This is a genomic window from Planktothrix sp. FACHB-1355 (assembly GCF_014748295.1).
In the GTDB taxonomy this organism is placed as follows: Bacteria; Cyanobacteriota; Cyanobacteriia; order Cyanobacteriales; family Aerosakkonemataceae; genus Aerosakkonema; species Aerosakkonema funiforme_A.
In genome coordinates this window covers 1-17165 of the sequence record NZ_JACJUP010000010.1, presented here as the reverse complement: position 1 = coordinate 17165, position 17165 = coordinate 1, and the positions used below count along the sequence as shown (strand labels likewise).

The following is a 17165-nucleotide window of genomic DNA, read 5'->3' as shown; positions in this document are numbered from 1 at the left end:
ACAGTCTTGTTGTAAGGGTATGCCTAACTCTGCAACAATAGATAGAGCGCGATTGGAATCAGAAACAGCGAAATCCAATTCGCCCATTTGATAAAAAAGCTCTGCTAGATTGTAACGAACGAGCGTCTCCCTAAGAACCTTGCAAATTTCTCTAAAGATTTCCGGTGCTACACGCAAGCATTCCCAAGCTTTTGTCAATCAAGTCTCAAAAAGTAATTGCCTTAACCCTACTACTGCCTGTTCACCGCCCTCTTCTTGCTTAATGACTTGTAGTTGCTCCTCTATTATTTCGGCATACTCCTCTATGCCAATTTCCAGTGCTATTTTACTGAGAGTCATCATGGCTGTTTCCATTTCAGGGGATTGTATACAGGCAAAAATATACAAACTTCGCATTCCTAATAATGCTGCTAAATCGAACTGTTTGAGCAAGCGATAAGCATCGCTTAAATTATGTATTGCTGCTGCCGCCGCCCATTTATCGCCAATTCCGGCAGCAATTCCTAAGCTTTGTTTGTGGTATTCAATTGCCGTTTCGTATTGCTTCAAACAGGTATAAGTATTGCCTAAATTACTGAGGGTGTAGGCATCAACTTCATTATTAACTTTTCCTATAAGTTTGCCGCACAAATCTATTTGTTCTCGGTAGTAGCTAAAATCACCGAGTTGATTGTGCAGTGCTTCCTCTAAATAAATATCTTCATAACTATTTAGGGGAACCGTCGAAGTTGTAACAGGTACTCCTCTCCTAATTAAGTTAGCAGCTTTTTCCCAGGCATCAACGGCGCACAGGTGGTGAAATGCTTCTAGACACCCGCGTAATTGTTCTAATATAGGTGAATCTGGCTGAGGTTTGTATTTGGTCAGCCAGTTGATGACCGCTCTGTATTGAGTGCGTTTCCATTTAGGGGTAATAGACATCTCCAACATAGAAACGAAGAATGCGATCGCGGATGGTAAAATGGAGTTTTACTTTGCCAAAGATGAGTCAACTAAGAGAGTACATAGAGAAGCATCCATCCGAATCCCAAAGATTAGTGGGTTTAGACTATGAACGGTTAATTGAGTTAATCAGGCAAGCGGAGAGTTTACATAATCAAAAACCAAAAGCAATCGAACAAAAGAAAACAAGAATAATCAAAGCTGGCGGTGGAAGACAAGCTAAATTAAACTTAACAGACCAGATTCTCCTAACATTAGTATACCTACATCACTTGCCGACATTCCAGATGTTAGGAGTTCAGTTTGGCATCAGCGAATCAGCCGCCAATTATATATTTCATTACTGGCTGGAAATATTGAGAGAACTGCTGCCAGCGTCCTTAGTGGAACAAGTAAAAAAAAACGGCTCAGAGTGGGCATGGATTGAAGAAATATTAAGTCAATTTGAGTTAATAGTGGATAGCTGCGAGCAGCCAAGGGAAAGACCAACAGAATACCAAGAACAAAAAAAGTATTACTCCGGGAAGAAGAAAAACCATACATTTAAAAACCAATTCATCGTGATGCCTACAGGCAAAGAGATAGTGGATGTAGTAGTAGGAAAACCTGGGGCAACCAGCGACATAAAAATCTGGCGAGAACGAGCCAGAGAGTTAAGTGATAATCAAAAGTTTCAAGGAGATAAAGCTTATGTAGGAGAACCAGCGATTGACACACCTCATAAGAAAACTAGAAGTAAAGGTATAACAGTTGAACAAAAACAAGATAATCAAAAAAAAGCCCGAACTAGAGTGGTAGTAGAACACTTAATTAGACTGGTGAAAACTTTCCGAATATCAGCCGAAAGATTCCGGTTAAAATCTACAACTTATGAACCAGTAATTCTGGCTGTATGCGGATTAATTAGATGGCGGATAGGTGCAATAGTTCTCGCATAGCTAAAAAGCCTAACATTTGGATTTGAATATGGAATAAGACTACCTAAAAAATCTACCACATTTTGACTGCAACACTGTCAAAGCCTTATGTAACCGTTGGTTTTTGACTACCTGCCCTTTAGGGGGCAGGTAGTCAAAAACCAATATTAGAAAGGCTTTGGCAGTTTTTGGAGATGTCTAATAAGCTTTAAAGTAGTTTGTTCAATCCCAAGTTCAGCCAAAACTGACTCGCCGGAAGGTATAATACTCACTTTTTGTGAAACCAGTCTCTCTTGAATATTTAGCTGAGCATTTTTATCCATAAATTTAACTAATTATTGCGTTCGTTATTGCACAATACAAGATACTATATTAAGGATTTTATTAAGCAAACAAGCCTTGATTGTAAAAAAACATATAATATTCGATTTTATAGAAAATGACTAACTGGGTTTGCTAGCTGGCATCAATCACTTCCGAATCTGTTTCAGCTAAGCAGGTAGCTATTTGTTCTGCAACGGAGTCGCCATCTAACTCGGCAATCTGAGCTAATGCCGCTTCAATATCTTGAACATCCAATTCTGTACTTTGGATAAGTCTCCAGACCATGTTGACAGCATCTTGGGCATCTGGCAGTTGAAGGCGATCGAAAATAGCAAGGCTCCGTAAAATATGCAGGAGTGCTTGTTGCCAGTCATGAATGTGAGCATAGCTCACGGCGAGGTTGTAGAGGGCATACCCTACCGAGTCCTCGGCACCAATTTCCTGGGAACGGATAAAACTTTGGTGAAAATAATCAATACCTTTATCTACATCTCCCAAAGCAGTGTAAGCACTTCCCAGACTGATGAGAGCTTCATTTTCGTTTTCCACATCTCCTACTTTACGGGCTAAATTGACGCTGGCATGGAAATAGCGAATGGCTCGTGCCACCTGTTTGAGGCGAATGTAGCAGTTACCAATTGTGCCAAGGGCAGCAGCCTGGTTACCCAAATCGCCAATTCGACGGGCGATTTTCAAACCCTGTTTCAAACGCTGAATAGCAATTTCGTAGTGCTTTTTGTGAAAAGCAACATTGCCTAGCCCAAGAATTGCTGTGGCTTCTGAATTAGAGTCGCCACTCTCTTGTGCCAGCCCTAATGCTGTTTGGTAGAAATACTCAGATTGCTTAATTTCTTGTAGCGCACGATGCGCTTTTCCCAGAGCAGCCAGTGCTGTTGTTTCAGTACCCACATCTCCCAAGCTACGAGCGAGGTTGAGAGCCTTATGATAAAATGAAATTGCTTGATGATGTTCACCGATGCTGTAATAAATATTGCCAATACTGCCTAAAATAGTTCCTTCATTCGGTTGATCGCCCAATTTTTTTGCGATTGCCAATGCTTCCTGTTGTTGGTGTAAAGATTGTTCAGGATTTCCCTGGGTGAGGAAAACATCTCCTAAACCGCTTAACGCACGCATTTGTTCTCTTGGGTAAGAAAACTCGACCGCGAGTTCTAAAGCTTGCTGGTAATAGTTGATCGCTGTTTCATAATTACATAGATAGTTATTGACATTTCCTAAATTGTTAAGACACGTAATTTTGCCCTTACTATCTCCAATACGCTCGACAATCAACCAATCCTGTTGATAATAATCAAGTGCTTGATCGTACTCGCTCCTTTTTAAATAAACGTCACCTAGATTATTGAGTACAGCACTCTGAAGGTATTCATCTTGCTGGCTGCGAGCAATTTCTAAAGCTTCATTAAGAACTGAAGTAGCACTCTGGTAATCCCCAAGGCTGGTGTAGGTACTGCCAAGATTGGATAGGGTTCTGCTTTGCAGTTTGATTTGACCTAGTTTTTGAGATTCTTCCAGAGCAATATGATAGTAATGAATAGCTGTTTGAAATTGCCCAATCGTGTCGTAAGCATAACCTAAACCATTTGTTAGAGAGATATTTCTTTGGAAATTTAGTTTACCTACAAGCTTGTGATACAAATTAATTTGTTCAGAGTATGCACCCCAAGTTCCCAGGGCATCGTCTAGATCTTCATCTGTTAAACCAGCAACAGGAATCATTAATATTCGATCTGCCTTTTCCCAGTCTTCAAGTTGGAACAGGTGATAGCAAGTTTCGAGATATGCCCGCACCATCTCCAAATGGGAGGCGGAAGAAGGAGGCTGGTATTTGGTTAACCAATTCACGATCGCTCTGTATTGGGTTCGTTTCCAACGGGGTTTAATAGATTTCAGATCGGCTGGAGCGATACCAAGTTCTGCTAAAACTGAATCGGTAGAGCGTATTAGTCGCGCCATTCTTTAGCACCTAATGAGAAGTTGTTTGTCAAATTACTCATCATCGTCTAATTTTTGATGACCTAATTTCTGATGAAGTTCTTTTAATCTATTCAAGGCTTCAACCCGAGCAGAATGATTCCCAATCTTTTTGAAAATCTTGATAGCTGCCTGTAGAGATTCTAGAGCTTCCGAGTAACGTTCCAGTTTTAGCAGACAAGCTCCTAAGTTACAAAGAGCAATGCCTTCAACTTCAGGATCTCTAGTTTCTTTGGCGATGGATAAACACTGCTGATTGTAATCAATGGCTGTGCCATAGTCTCCCATATCCGCATAAACGCTTGCCAGATTTCCTAGCGTTGCACCCTGAGTCCATAAGTCATTAATTTCTTCGGCGAGTGCTAAACACTGTTGATGATATTCCATACTTTGTGCGTAGTTGTTCAGGGCATAATAAGCATTACCAAGATTTCCGAGAGCTTCTGATTCTCCTTTTCTATCTCCGATTTCTTGGGCGATCGCCAAGCTTTGTTGCTGGTAATCAATTGCGCGTGTCAAGTCGCCGAGAGCATCGTAAGTATTGCCGATATTTCCCAAAGCTTGTCCTTCACCTTGTCTATCTCCTATTTCTCGTGCGATCTTCAACCGTTGCTGATGGTACTTAATTGCTTTTTGATGCTTCTCCAAATCATTGTAAACAACACCTAGGTTTCCTAAAGATGTAGCCTCCCCTTTTTTGTCTCCAATTTCTTTAGCTATGGTTAGGCTTTGCTTGTAGTAAGAAATTGCTCTTTGATATTTTCTTTGATATTTATAAATATTGCCTATACCTTCCAAAGCACTCGCTTCTCCCAAGCGGTCACCAATTTCTTGAGCTATTGCTAAACTCTGGGTGTGAAATTTTATTGCCTGAGCATATTTTCCCAGAGCTTCGTAAGCATAACCTATGTTCGTTAATGCGCTGGCTTCTACTAAACGTTCTCCAGTTTCTCGTGCAACTACCAAACTTACTTCTAGATACTCAATCGCTTTAACATAAGCTCCTAAAGCATCATAAGCTAGTGCTAAGTTACCAAAACAATGTCCTTCTGCTGATAAATCTTCCCTCTTTTGTGCAAGAGCTAAACTTTGTAAATGACATTCAATAGCATTGCCATAGTCTGCCAAGTCATAATAAGCAAGTCCCAAATTCCCTAAAGCCTGTCCTGCCAAATAACTGTCACCTGTCTCTCGTGCAATTACTAAACTTTGCTCATAATTATTAATTGCCTGGGTATATTCTCCCAAAGCATGAGCAGTTAGTCCTAAATTTAACAGAGCTTGCCCAACTCCTGTACGATCGCCGATTTCCTTTGCGATCGCTAAATGTTGTTGCTGATACTCAATTGTTTTAGCATAATCTCCCAACTGAAAATAAACCGCTCCAATATTTTCCAAAGCTGAACCTTCTCCTTGGCGATCGCCAATCTCTCGATCGAGAGCCAAACTGCGATTGTAATACTCCAGCGCTTTAGTATAGTTTCCCAAAGCAATACAGGAATTACCTAGACCATTAACAATAATGCTGTTTGAGTTAGGTTCTAATCTGTCTAAGATTTTGTGGTAAAGTTCAGTTCGTTGGCTGTGGTATCCCCAAATGCTTAATTGATTGTGTAACTCATCTTGGGTGGAAGTAAGAAGTTGGATAAAAAGAATTTCGCTTGCTTCTTTCCAAGCTTCTACTTCACAAAGATGGTAAAATGCTTCCACTAAACCCTTAATTTTTTCAATGTTAGTAACATCAAATCCGTGTTTATATTTCCTTAACCAGTTGACTACAGCCCTGTATTTGTTGCGTTTCCAAGCTGGTTTGATAGTTTTGATAGTAGTTGGTTCGATACCCAACTGTGCCAGTATGGATTCACCGGAAGGTGTGATACGAAAGTTCTCTAAAGTTTCTTGGTCTTGCTCTTCTAACTCACTCTGTGTACTCATTATGTAACCTCAAGGGTTTTTATAATTTTTTTTATCTATTCAGTTAATCAATTTTTTTATTCCATTCATGGCAGTTTTTTGAGACAACACATGATGCACCAGCGAAGCCGCAGCCGCAGCCGCTAAGGGTTGATGCTTTTTGTGTTTTTTTCCATCTCCCCAGTCGCAAATAGACTTGACTAAAATCCATGCTGTACCTACGCGCCCTGATGCTGCACAAAGCCCCGCCCCTTCCATTTCTCCTCCCACTGCTTGCGGAAACTGCTGAAATAGAGTGGCTTTAAAATCTGGATTGTCAACTAACTTTTCCCCGGATAGAATAGAACCGACAATGAGGCTACAATATGAGCCGTCTGGACGAGCAAACTGCCAATTTTGAACGTTTTCAAAACGATTCAGCAATATTGTGTTACTTGGTGGAATACTACCGCGATAAATTATCTCTTCTCCAACACGCTGCTGTTCGTAAGAGATAATTTGTGATGCAACTAACACATCCCCTATCTTTTGCTTAGTCAGATCTTTACCAAAGGCTATACCAACCATGATAATTGCTTTGGGATTCCAGAGACGTTGAGCTTGTTCAGTTGCTAAGATAACCGAACCTTCACCGATTGCTCCCATCCGACACTTAGTAACAACAGTATTGTACGCGCCGAATTTTCCCAGATAGTAAGTTTCTGGACCTGAGTAGACCAGTAAAATTTTCTTTCTTCTGGGATAAGGTTTTAGTAGGTGTGTGACAGATCTCAATTCCACATCTGTTGCGGTAATAATAACGGCATCAATTTCCTTTTTCATTGACTCACATAGGTTTTCATCAATTTCTTGACTTTCGGGAAGGTTTGGAGCATACCAAGACTGCTCCTCAATCCGATATTCTTGTTCATCTTGAGAATCTGGTGAGTTTGAAATGACTTCAGCTTCAATAACCTGTTGTGTATCTCTCTGTATTTGTGTTGTAAAAAACCTTAATAAATTATTTTGTTCTTGAATTTGATTGATTAAAAATTCATTTAATGACTGAGAGCTATCCACAGGTTTATATTGCAGTAAATCGTTTTTTAATTTATGACATACTTCTGCTAAGGGAGTTTTTATTTTATTTGTAATCGTTAAAGCCATATCTACAAAAATAATGGCTTCATTCCGCCTATCTAAAGTTTGATGAACCTCTGCTAAACTTTTGAGAACTCGTGCCTCTTCAATGGGATTTTCAATTTTTCTAAAAATTTTCAGCGCTTCGTACAATTTTTCTAGAGATTCAGAATATTCTCTTAATTCCCTATGAGTTATTCCCCAATTAGTTAAAGCTTCTCCTTCTCCTAGTTGATCTCCAATATCACGACTAATTATTAAAAAATGTTGATGATATTCAATTGCAGATTTATATCTTTCTAAACTATGGTTGATAACTCCTATACTTCCCATTCTTTTAGCTTTTCCTTTTGCATCTCCAAGTTCTACTGCTATTTCTAGAGACTGCTGATAATATTTTAGTGCGGTGAGGTAATCTTTCATCAAGTAATAGGCAGTTCCCAGACTCCATAGCGCATCTCCCTCACCAGCTATTTCGCCAATCTCTTTGGCAATTTCCAGTTCTTGATTGTAATATTCAATAGCTATTTCATACTGTCCGATAGCAGTTTGAATATTTCCCAGTCCAGCTAGAGCAATTCTTCTACCTCTTTTATGCTCTACTTTTATAGCAATTTCTTGACTTTGCAGATAATATCTAGTAGCTTTTTTAAACTCCCCTATAAAGTTAAAGCTATTTCCAAGCCCAATTAGTGCTATTACTTCTATCCATCGCTCGCCAAGCTCTTGAGAAATCTTCAATTGCTTTTGATAATACTCTATAGCTTGGTTACGATTTCCCATAGCCAGATAGGCATTGCCTAAACCTCCGATGGCAATTCCTTCTAGTCGATATGCTGAAACTTTATGTGCAATTTCTACACTTTGCGAATAGTAATCAGTTGCTTCACTGAGTCGGCCTTTAGCCAGATATACGTCGCCCAAACCATTTAAACAAATTGCATCTGTAATGGGATTAACCTTGGATAAAACTGTTTCATAAAGCTCAATCTGTTCTCGATAGTAACCCCAGGTATTCAGTTGATTATGCAATTCTTCTTTTGTAGGAGTATTGAGGCGAGTCATAATAACTGTATATGCTTCTGCCCAAGATTCTGCCTCCCTAAGATGGTAAACAGCTTCTAAGTAACCTCTAACTTGCTCTAACTTGGTTGCTGATTGCAAAGGTTTGTACTTCAATAGCCATTGGATAACAGCTCTGTATTGAGTGCGTTTCCAAAGCGGGTTGATAGAGTTCAGTGTTGCTATATCAATACCAAGCTCTGCTAGTACAGACTCTCCAGGGGGTGTAATGTTAATTCTTTGGTGAGCCTGTTGTTTTTCATCGTCAAACTCGCCAAGATTATTCGTCATTGTCATCCAGTTGTTTTAAATGTTCAAGCGACACACTCCTAATTAAATTGTGCTGTCTGAGTAAGCATCGATCGCTCTCAACGACTTCTTCCACTAAAAAGCGATCGCGCAACGCATCCAACGCTACCTGCTGTTCATCTTCATCCCGATCCCAATCCTCCAGATGCGAGAGCCAAAAATCCTCCGGTACTGGACAGCGGTACACGGAAGCTTCGCACAGCAATATATAGCCATAGCGAACATCTTTTTGCAACCGATTAAACGTCTTTTCTAGTCTAACTCGCACATTCCTTCGTAAGTTGCGCGTGTATCGATGCAGGTTGAACTTATCATCGGCTGATGCTGTTATTCCCTTAGTTTTCGCTTCCTCAATTGCCTTCTCAACCTCTTCTACTTCCCGTCCATGCTGATTCCAGTAAGCCAAAACATTACCATCAAAAGGCTGATTTATAATTTCTCCAGCAATCACCCGCAATGCTAAAGGATGTCCCTCATAAGCACACCCAATTCTTTCTAAATATGGTTTACCTGTTGACTCTGTACCAACATCTAATCCTGTTTTATCGAACAATCGCAACCGTTCTGGTTCTTCCAGACCGCTCAGAGGCTGGCAATACCAAAAATTTTGATACCTCGTTCCTAGTGTTGGGATTTGAGCGGGTAAATCTTGCGAAGTTAGGATGATACAGCTTTCACAAGAATCTGCTACTAGCAAACTTTCAAAAAATTGCACCCACCACTCATCTTTGAAATCACTCCATCCCTCTTCTTCATTCCCCTGTAGAATGTTCTCTAAAGAATCAAGTTGAACCAAATAGCGATTTTCTTTTAAATGTCTCACCAACCGATATAGCAGGCGCTGAGTATCTTTGCGGTCTTCCGGCGTAATCAGTTCGCCCCACTTCTCCAGCCACCTCGCCGCTACGCTAGCAAAATCATTAGATTGTTGTTCGTTCTCAAAATTCTCTTCGTGAAACTTACTCCAATCTCCCTCAAACCAGTCTGATAACTCAACTGCTAATCTTTCCCCTAAAGCCGTTTTCCCAATCCCTGTAATCCCCACAAGTATTAATAATCGACAGGAGGATCGAATTCGAGGACTCAAATCCTGAATTAGACTTTCCCGACCAACCCAAGTATCATCAAGCGCAAAGAAGTTGAGTGGGCGAGAATTAGAGGCTGGTGAATCATCTGAAATAGCTGGAAAAACCTGTTTGCGATCGCGCGGGGCTAAAGTTTGTAATTTACCCAGATCCGGTTTGCGGGTTCTAGGTTGATTAGTCAGACGACGGTAAAGCCGTTCATACTCATCTGTGCTATTCAGCCTATAGTTAGTTGCAGCGCGTAAAGGACTGGGAATAAAGTCAGTGTCCTGGGGAGTAAAAGTGACAGGGATGAACTTTGAGTTTTTCCCTTGAGCATCGTAGAGTTCTTGAATAATTACCCCACCCTCCCAGGTTACGCCCTTACCCTTTCCCACTTCTTCATGGCCCCGAAATCGCCGATCGTACTGTTCCGTACAGACAACCAGCACAAAATCTGCCGCCTCAACCTGGTTCAGCATCCAGCGCTGCCATCCTTCAGCAGGAGAATCTTCATATTGGTCAATATTGCAGTCAATGCCATCCTCGCGAAAGCGATCGGCAAGTTCCAAAATCCGATCCTTGTGTTCTTGGGAGTCATGACTGTAGCTGATAAAAACTTTTGGAGGTGTAGAGTCAGAACTCATGGTTTGGGCAGATTTAGGTAGAACGAGTGGCAGAGTAGATTGCTGGGAAGATGCCTTACCCGCCTCTTCAATCTGAAGCTTGGCCAGAATTTCAAAAGCAAACGCACTGGCATTGCGAACCGCCATTTCTTGAGAACCACCCGCATCGGCTTCACTCTTACCATCAATCAGATCCGAAATCCCACGGATAACCAGTGCCGATACTTGGTGATTAGCATGAGCCGCTTGTAGCAATCCTCGTCCCTCCATCTCCACAGCGATCGCATCACCATAGTTTAACTGGATAAACTTAAAAACATCAGACTTGCTTGAAGCAATCACTTTTTCCCCGGCGGCAATCGGCGCAACGAATACGCGAGGGTTTGAATCGGGTACAGCAGATGTCAGCCTTTGCAGCCAATCCGATTTTTTCGACTCAGCCTTCGCTCGCTGGATCAATCTGTACGTAGATAGCCCTAAATCGGGTCTGGGTTGAAATTTCTGTTTTGCCTTGCCAGACTCGTAACCATAGACTTTGGTCGCGGCTACCACATCGCCAATGGCTACATCCTTGATCCCTCCAGCCACTCCCACAAAGAGTATGACACTGGGATTGAAATAGGCGATCGCCCTCTCCGCCTCCACTGCTGCCCCAGCATTGCCCGCACCCACCTCCACAATTCCAACCTCCCACGACTTACCGTTAGCGAAAAATTTTCCTCGCTCATAAATCGTTCCCTGGGGGTGCATTTCCTCTCGCAGGTCGCTCAGATGGGCGCGAACAGCGATATACTCGACGGGAATAGCAGTCAGTATCACCGCGCAGGGCATTTGTTCACCTCTGGTTTAAGTGGCTATTTCTACATTTTGGCTGTTTTGTTGGTATTCGCCTAGCGGATTTCTGCCTTTTAGCAGTTGATTAGTTTCCTAGACATTTTAGCTACTCCAGGAATTAGACTATGTTTAGGCGATCGCGCCTAAGCCAGCACCTGGTTAGATGGCCTGTGCTAGCGATCGGCCACGGTAACATACCAACTTTATACACTAGGAAAGACTATGAATGACAAGCAACAAATGCTGGAAGTGTATCTCAAGGAATACGAAAAACTAAAGGATGAGCAAACCCAACGAATTGGTTTTCGCGACAACCTTCTTTACGTAACTTTAGGGGCTTTTGGTGCAGTTATTTCTTTCGCGCTCGCCAATACAACTAATTATTATGCACTGCTTGTTATTCCTTGGGTTTGTCTGATTCTTGGTTGGACTTATCTTGTCAACGATGAAAAAATTTCGGCGCTCGGTAGATATATTCGCCTGAATTTAGTTGAAAAAATTAAAGAGCAAACTGGTCATACAGATATCGAATCAATTTTCGGCTGGGAAATAGTACACAGAAGCGATCGACGACGAAAACGACGCAAAATAGAACAGTTAATTATTGATGAGATTACTTTTGTTTTCTCCGGTGTAATTGCATTAGTAGCTTTCCGATTTCTAGTAACACAATTTCCGGTCACTATTCACATTCTTTGGTAGGTTGATATCATATTACTGTTAATTTTAGGAGTAGAGATTGTTATTTATGCGGATCTAGCAGAGGGTCGTTAGTTTCTGAGTGCTGTCCAATCGTAAATCTCAAAATAATTTACTTCCAACTTGAAACAAAAATACTTATTTTTTTATAAAAGATTTACAAGCTTTTAAGTAAATTAATCTATTTGTTGTAAATAATTTTCAACCTACACAAAAGATTAGTTTATCAATACTGAGCGGTGATTTCTCTTGTTATACTGAGAGTGTCAAATTGACTACGCATACCAATATTTTGAGTAATTTTAAAGCCCTTACAAAAGGATATTAACTCATACATAAAAATGCGCTGACGCCGCCATTGGGATTGATGAATTCCCTGGTTGCTAATGTACTCTAAAAGGTTTTCTCTTGACCAAAAGCAGACCGACTCTTTGAAGAAATATGGATTTTGCGTTGCTACTGTAGCTGGCATTAAATCCATCAGATTCAATAATTTTATCATGCTCGATTGGGATACGCCACATCGCGGCGAAGTTTACCAAAATCTCAAACAACTTTGCCACGAAAATCCTGAAGAACTTTGGGCTATCTACGATACATTTGGCGGCGTTCATGCTTTCCGATTGAATTGTACCGAACTACCCACTTCTGCCCATAGCATTGCCTTAGCCTATAAGCTGGATGCAGACATTCGCTATGTGGAACTTTGCATATCGAGAAACCTTTGGTCAGCACGCATCGCTCCTAAACCTGATAGAAACGGAGATTTTATCTGTTTCAAAGGATTTGTTGGCAGTGGAATTGCTCTACCAAAAACTCAATGGCTCTTGCAGATTCACCACAATTTACTAATCAAGTATGGGCTAACTACGCCTAGTAAAAATAGTCCGATTTCCTCACTAATCCGACAAATTCAATTAGTCGCTTAAGTTGCCACGATTAGACCCGGTTATTCCGGGTCTTTTTTTTACTAAATGCTGGCAATCGTTGAATGTAAGAACCCATTCATTTTCCCTAAATTTTGGTTGATTTATGGCGGCGCTGACGCGCCAAATATTAGCAACATCAGGCATAAACAATAATGTCAAATCCACACCCCTCCCTATTTGAATTGTCTTCCCAAATTGAACCAGTTCCAGATTCTTTTAAAAAGATGACGAATCTGCTGCTGGAAAATGGAGCTAACAAAGAAGTGATTGCCACGATGTTAGAAATAGCTCAATTTTCTATCCCTCACGTTCGCTGGTTAGCTGGGCCAGTAATTGTGCATCAATCTCTTTGGATGGAAACGTTACCCAAATGGCTGATAGAAGCCGTTTATCTAGACAGATTGGAGCGAATTTTCCAAGAACATGAAACAGGTGAAATTGGTGTGCTAGCAACGCCAGCAGAAGTCCTCGCTTGTATGTATCCTGCTACGATGGAGGCACCTTTACATTCTGATTGGGTCAACGTTTATTTGTGGGCGGGGAATGAAGTTTTTTCCAAACATCAGCGACTTCAAAAAACTTCTTTATGGCAACTGCTTGGGGAAGATAGACCAGTTAAATTTGAGTCGATTAAGTCGGATTTTGAGCAGTTAGCGAGAGATATCCGAAGAAAAGTTGTAGAAGCCGCGAAAGGACGAGGATGGGGTAAGAAACCTCTTCCCTCAGCCACAACCTCTCAAAAATCGCCGCCTGACACAGAAAATCGACCACTACAATATACGCTTTTTTGACTTTGAATGAACAATAATTCAATTTTATACCTGGCTAATTGGGAAGTTGATAAATTAGCCAAGGAACCTGGTTTCTTAATTCGTCCTGTCGAACCGCAACCTCTAAGATTATCAAAAGATTCTCCTTTGGATGGAAAGTGGTTAGCCAAAAACTTTAAGGTTAATGAGGTGCCATTACTCCTGCCAACTATTGGCGACCTCCCAATGGAATTTCCTTGGGGAAGAGTGGGAGAAATACTACCAACTTCTGACAATTCATTACAGCTAGTTATTGCCAGCATAGATGTGGGAAAGCTCAATCAAATATCGCTAGAAGTTGTTCAAATGACTGGGATTAACTTCCAGACCAGTACAATTCCATATTCGGATAGGCTGTACATTGAAATCCAAAAAACGTCTCCAGAAATCAAACTAGATTCTTGGATGTGGATTATCAAAACTGTACCGATTTCACCATTTAACTGAGAATCACCATGCCTATTTACATTTATTGGGGTGATGACGACTATCTCATCGAACGTAGTATTAATTTATTACGTGACACCGTTGTTCATCCAGAGTGGCAAATATTCAATTTCTCCCGTTATCAGTTTGGAGAAGACAACTTTAGAGCCGCTCGTAATGACATTTTAACTCCACCAATGGGCGAAGGTGGACGCTTGGTGCTTCTATCCAATTTGGGAGAGTTCAAAGCAATTGATGAAACTAAAATTGAGCAACTGTCACGTACTCTGGTAAATATACCAGACAGTAATCATCTATTGCTAACCAGCAAATCAAAATTAGACAACCGCCTCAAGTTTACTAAGTTAATTTCTCAGTATGCTCAAGTCAAAGAGTTTTCCCTCATCCCGGCTTGGGATACTCAAAAGCTAACCAACAGAGTTAAAGAAGTTTCCAGGGAGTTGTCTATCTCGATATCCGATGAAGCAGCTAATCTCTTAGCAGTTTCAGTGGGTAATAATACTAGGCTCTTGTTTAATGAGTTGGAGAAACTTAGCTTGGTGGCGGTAGACTCTGAGGTTGAGGTTTACCTTATGAAAAGCTTGGTTAGCATTGCTACCACTAATACTCTCCAACTCGCCAAAGCTATTTGTGTGAAAGATGTCTCTACAGCTACTCAAGTTTTTACTACGCTTTTATCACAAAATGAGTCAATTGTCAAGATTGTTGCTACTCTCACTACCTCATTTCGTACTTGGTTAATTGTGAAGGCTATGGTAGCTGAGGGGGTCTTAGATAATTATACGATCGCAACAGCAGCAGGTGTTGGAAATCCCAACCGTGTCTACTATCTGAAACAAGAAATTAGCGCGATTTCCATTAGCAGATTAAAGCAAGTTCTGTACCAATTGTTAGAGTTGGAAATTCTAGCAAAACTTGGTGCTACTGAGTCACTTTTTACTAGCCACATTATTTCTCTTTGCACTGCATGAGCATTTTACAATTTTTCCCCGACCCTGGCGACCCTACAGATACTACTGGTATACCAGAGAGAGCTACTTTTGAACCATTCTTTGATGAGATTGTTGGTCAATCAACGGCTATTAAGCTGCTGCAAAAGGCGATCGCTACTAACAGAGTACCAAATGCTTTTCTGTTTGTCGGTTCTGATGGTGTGGGTAAACGCCTTACTGCTAAGTGCTTTATCCAAGCTTGCTTGTGTCATCCCTTACCTACAGAAACAGCAAGTAAATGTGCGTTACATATTGAGGCGGGTACACATCCAGACGTTCTATGGGTAGAACCGACATTTTTACACTCTGGGAAATTAATCGATGCTTCTACTGCTGCTTCCCTTGAACTTACGTTCAAACAGCCGCCAGTTGTTCGCATTGAGCAAGTTCGAGAGATTGCTAATTTCTTGGCTTATCCTCCTCTATCAGCATCCCGACAAGTTGTGGTGATAGAGGGGGTAAATTCGATCGCATCGACGGCTGCTAATGCTCTGTTGAAGACTCTAGAGGAACCGGGAAATGCTACTCTGATTTTGATTGCTGCTAATTCTGAGTCTATTTTACCTACCATCCGTTCCCGTTGTTGTGTGATTCCTTTTAGAAATTTGGGTCAACAGGAAATGTGTCAGGTATTGGAGAGGATGGGGTATTCTCAGATTTTAGCATATCCTGAGATTATTGAGATGGCGCAGGGGTGTCCGGGGAATGCGATCGCAGCTTGGAATTATTTAATGCACATTGAACAAATTGTTCCTGGAGTGCCATCAATTCTGGAGTTTAATCAAGCTACTTCCCAACTTCTCCAAGTTGCCAAAACTATTAGCCAAAAGCTTGACTTTTTTCCTCAGTTATGGTTACTGGATTATTGGCAATTTCAACTTTGGAAAATGAAAAGAGATAGGAGAATTATAGAGGTTTTGGAGAATGCTAAAAAGTCACTCCGTCTTGCACAATCTCAATTGGTTTTTGAAGTGTGTCTGTTGAAATTAGCAGAGATTCGGACTGATTGATATTTGGTTTTTGAAATATCAAGTGTTCGCTGACGCGCTCTCAATAGCGAAAAACAAGAAAAAAAGGATATCTATGGGTCATCCAACTCTTTTACCTACTCACAAAGTTCCGATCGAAAACTTTAATACGTTGGCTTCTCAACTAAGACAAGCTGGTGCTAAGTTTCGTTCTTCTATCCACAAACAAGACGCTACGATCGTTTTCTCTCAATTGCCTTCACAGGCTTTATCCATTTTAGAATCTGGTGCTAATTTTCAGGAAACTTGTGAGGCTGATTTAAGTGGTTCTACACTAACACAAGTCAGCAACATTGCACGGGAAACTTCTGAGTTTGCTTCAAATATGGAATTTCCAGAACGCCAGGAAGTGAGCCAGCATGAAGCAGAGCAAGTGCTTGCAGAAACTCAACTAACAGAGGTGGATAATACCACTGAGTCTATGGAGGTAACTGGAGAAATCTTGATGGATGAACTTGGAAAAATTACTATAAGAGAATCTGTTGAGATTGTGGAGTCATCTGAACCAAATTCAATGGATAACTTAATAGAAACTACTGTGCCAGAAATAGTTGAATCTGTGGAAGATGTTCCAGAATTCTTTGAGTCTGGAGAAAGCGCATTAGAGCTTGTGGAATCGATTGAGAAAACTTCGATGGTTATCCCAAATCTAGCTACAGAACAGCAACTTTTGAAACTGAGTAAAACCAAGCTTAAAAAGTTAGCCAACAAATATGGGATTGAAGGTCGAACTAGGTTAGAACATCACGAATTGGTTGCTGCTTTAGTTAACAAAGTTTCGCTCGATAATCTGTAATTATTGGTCAAAAAGCTTTGAAATTCCATACTTCTGGCAACTTCTTCGTTGTCAGAAGTATTTTTTTGCTGACGCATCTTAAATTCTGACAAAATTGGAGACTTCTGATGTCTATTTCACTTGGCTTTCTTGGTATTCGCATTAACCGGAAAAAGCTTTTGTCTCAAGTAGTCGAACTAGCAGAAAATCGGCGCTATTGGCAAGCCGTAGCGGATGAGACTACTGAGGCTCACGATGCTAAATTGGTTCGTACTCAACTTTATCAAACTTTGGCTGAAGCTGATAATCAAGAGCTTTTGGAATTGGCTTGTCAACTGCTGACTCTTAATGAAATTGGTCGGCGAGCTAACGAGACTTTT

Annotated in this window: 14 protein-coding genes; 9 read left to right on the top strand and 5 right to left on the bottom strand. The window is 40.9% G+C overall.

The window, feature by feature from the left end:
• Positions 1–198 precede the first annotated feature (198 nt).
• Positions 199–930, bottom strand: coding sequence for a tetratricopeptide repeat protein (locus tag H6S82_RS01720; RefSeq protein ID WP_190462439.1), 732 nt, complete (start codon positions 928–930; stop codon positions 199–201).
• 53 nt (positions 931–983) lie between these two features.
• Between H6S82_RS01720 and H6S82_RS01715 the strand changes: the two genes are divergently transcribed.
• Positions 984–1880, top strand: a complete 897-nt coding sequence (locus H6S82_RS01715) for a transposase family protein (RefSeq protein WP_190462441.1) — start codon at positions 984–986, stop codon at positions 1878–1880.
• Positions 1881–2315: 435 nt separating this feature from the next.
• On the opposite strand, the gene H6S82_RS01705 is transcribed toward H6S82_RS01715, so the two are convergent.
• From H6S82_RS01705 to H6S82_RS01690, 4 genes are read right to left on the bottom strand one after another with little or no spacing between them, the layout of a single operon-like run.
• Positions 2316–4160, bottom strand: a complete 1845-nt coding sequence (locus tag H6S82_RS01705; protein WP_190462446.1) for a tetratricopeptide repeat protein — start codon at positions 4158–4160, stop codon at positions 2316–2318.
• Between the two features lie 33 nt (positions 4161–4193).
• Positions 4194–6113: a tetratricopeptide repeat protein gene (locus tag H6S82_RS01700; protein ID WP_190462448.1), complete on the bottom strand. Its 1920-nt coding sequence runs from the start codon at positions 6111–6113 to the stop codon at positions 4194–4196.
• Positions 6114–6152: 39 nt separating this feature from the next.
• Positions 6153–8564, bottom strand: a complete 2412-nt coding sequence (locus H6S82_RS01695; protein ID WP_190462450.1) for a tetratricopeptide repeat protein — start codon at positions 8562–8564, stop codon at positions 6153–6155.
• Positions 8554–11103 (bottom strand): SEFIR domain-containing protein, encoded by a 2550-nt coding sequence (locus H6S82_RS01690; protein WP_190462452.1) that lies wholly within the window; start codon positions 11101–11103, stop codon positions 8554–8556. The genes H6S82_RS01695 and H6S82_RS01690 overlap by 11 nt, the downstream gene beginning before the upstream one ends.
• 225 nt (positions 11104–11328) lie before the next feature.
• Here H6S82_RS01690 and H6S82_RS01685 point away from each other — a divergent pair, with 225 nt between their 5' ends.
• The 8 genes from H6S82_RS01685 to H6S82_RS01650 all read left to right on the top strand — a co-directional run.
• Complete coding sequence (locus tag H6S82_RS01685) at positions 11329–11808, top strand: hypothetical protein (protein ID WP_242056765.1); 480 nt, start codon at positions 11329–11331, stop codon at positions 11806–11808.
• 383 nt (positions 11809–12191) lie between these two features.
• Complete coding sequence (locus H6S82_RS01680) at positions 12192–12734, top strand: hypothetical protein (protein ID WP_191055983.1); 543 nt, start codon at positions 12192–12194, stop codon at positions 12732–12734.
• A 152-nt stretch (positions 12735–12886) separates the two neighbouring features.
• On the top strand, positions 12887–13525 hold the full coding sequence (locus H6S82_RS01675) for a hypothetical protein (RefSeq protein ID WP_190462459.1): 639 nt from the start codon (positions 12887–12889) through the stop codon (positions 13523–13525).
• A 6-nt stretch (positions 13526–13531) separates the two neighbouring features.
• Positions 13532–13990: a hypothetical protein gene (locus H6S82_RS01670; protein ID WP_191055982.1), complete on the top strand. Its 459-nt coding sequence runs from the start codon at positions 13532–13534 to the stop codon at positions 13988–13990.
• A gap of 8 nt (positions 13991–13998) precedes the next feature.
• Complete coding sequence (gene holA, locus H6S82_RS01665) at positions 13999–14961, top strand: DNA polymerase III subunit delta (RefSeq protein WP_191055981.1); 963 nt, start codon at positions 13999–14001, stop codon at positions 14959–14961.
• Positions 14958–15992, top strand: a complete 1035-nt coding sequence (locus tag H6S82_RS01660; protein WP_191055980.1) for a DNA polymerase III subunit delta' — start codon at positions 14958–14960, stop codon at positions 15990–15992. The genes holA and H6S82_RS01660 overlap by 4 nt, the downstream gene beginning before the upstream one ends.
• 73 nt (positions 15993–16065) lie before the next feature.
• On the top strand, positions 16066–16806 hold the full coding sequence (locus tag H6S82_RS01655) for a hypothetical protein (RefSeq protein WP_190473981.1): 741 nt from the start codon (positions 16066–16068) through the stop codon (positions 16804–16806).
• A gap of 107 nt (positions 16807–16913) precedes the next feature.
• Positions 16914–17165 (top strand): hypothetical protein (locus H6S82_RS01650; RefSeq protein ID WP_191055979.1); only part of this gene is annotated, 252 nt, incomplete at its 3' end.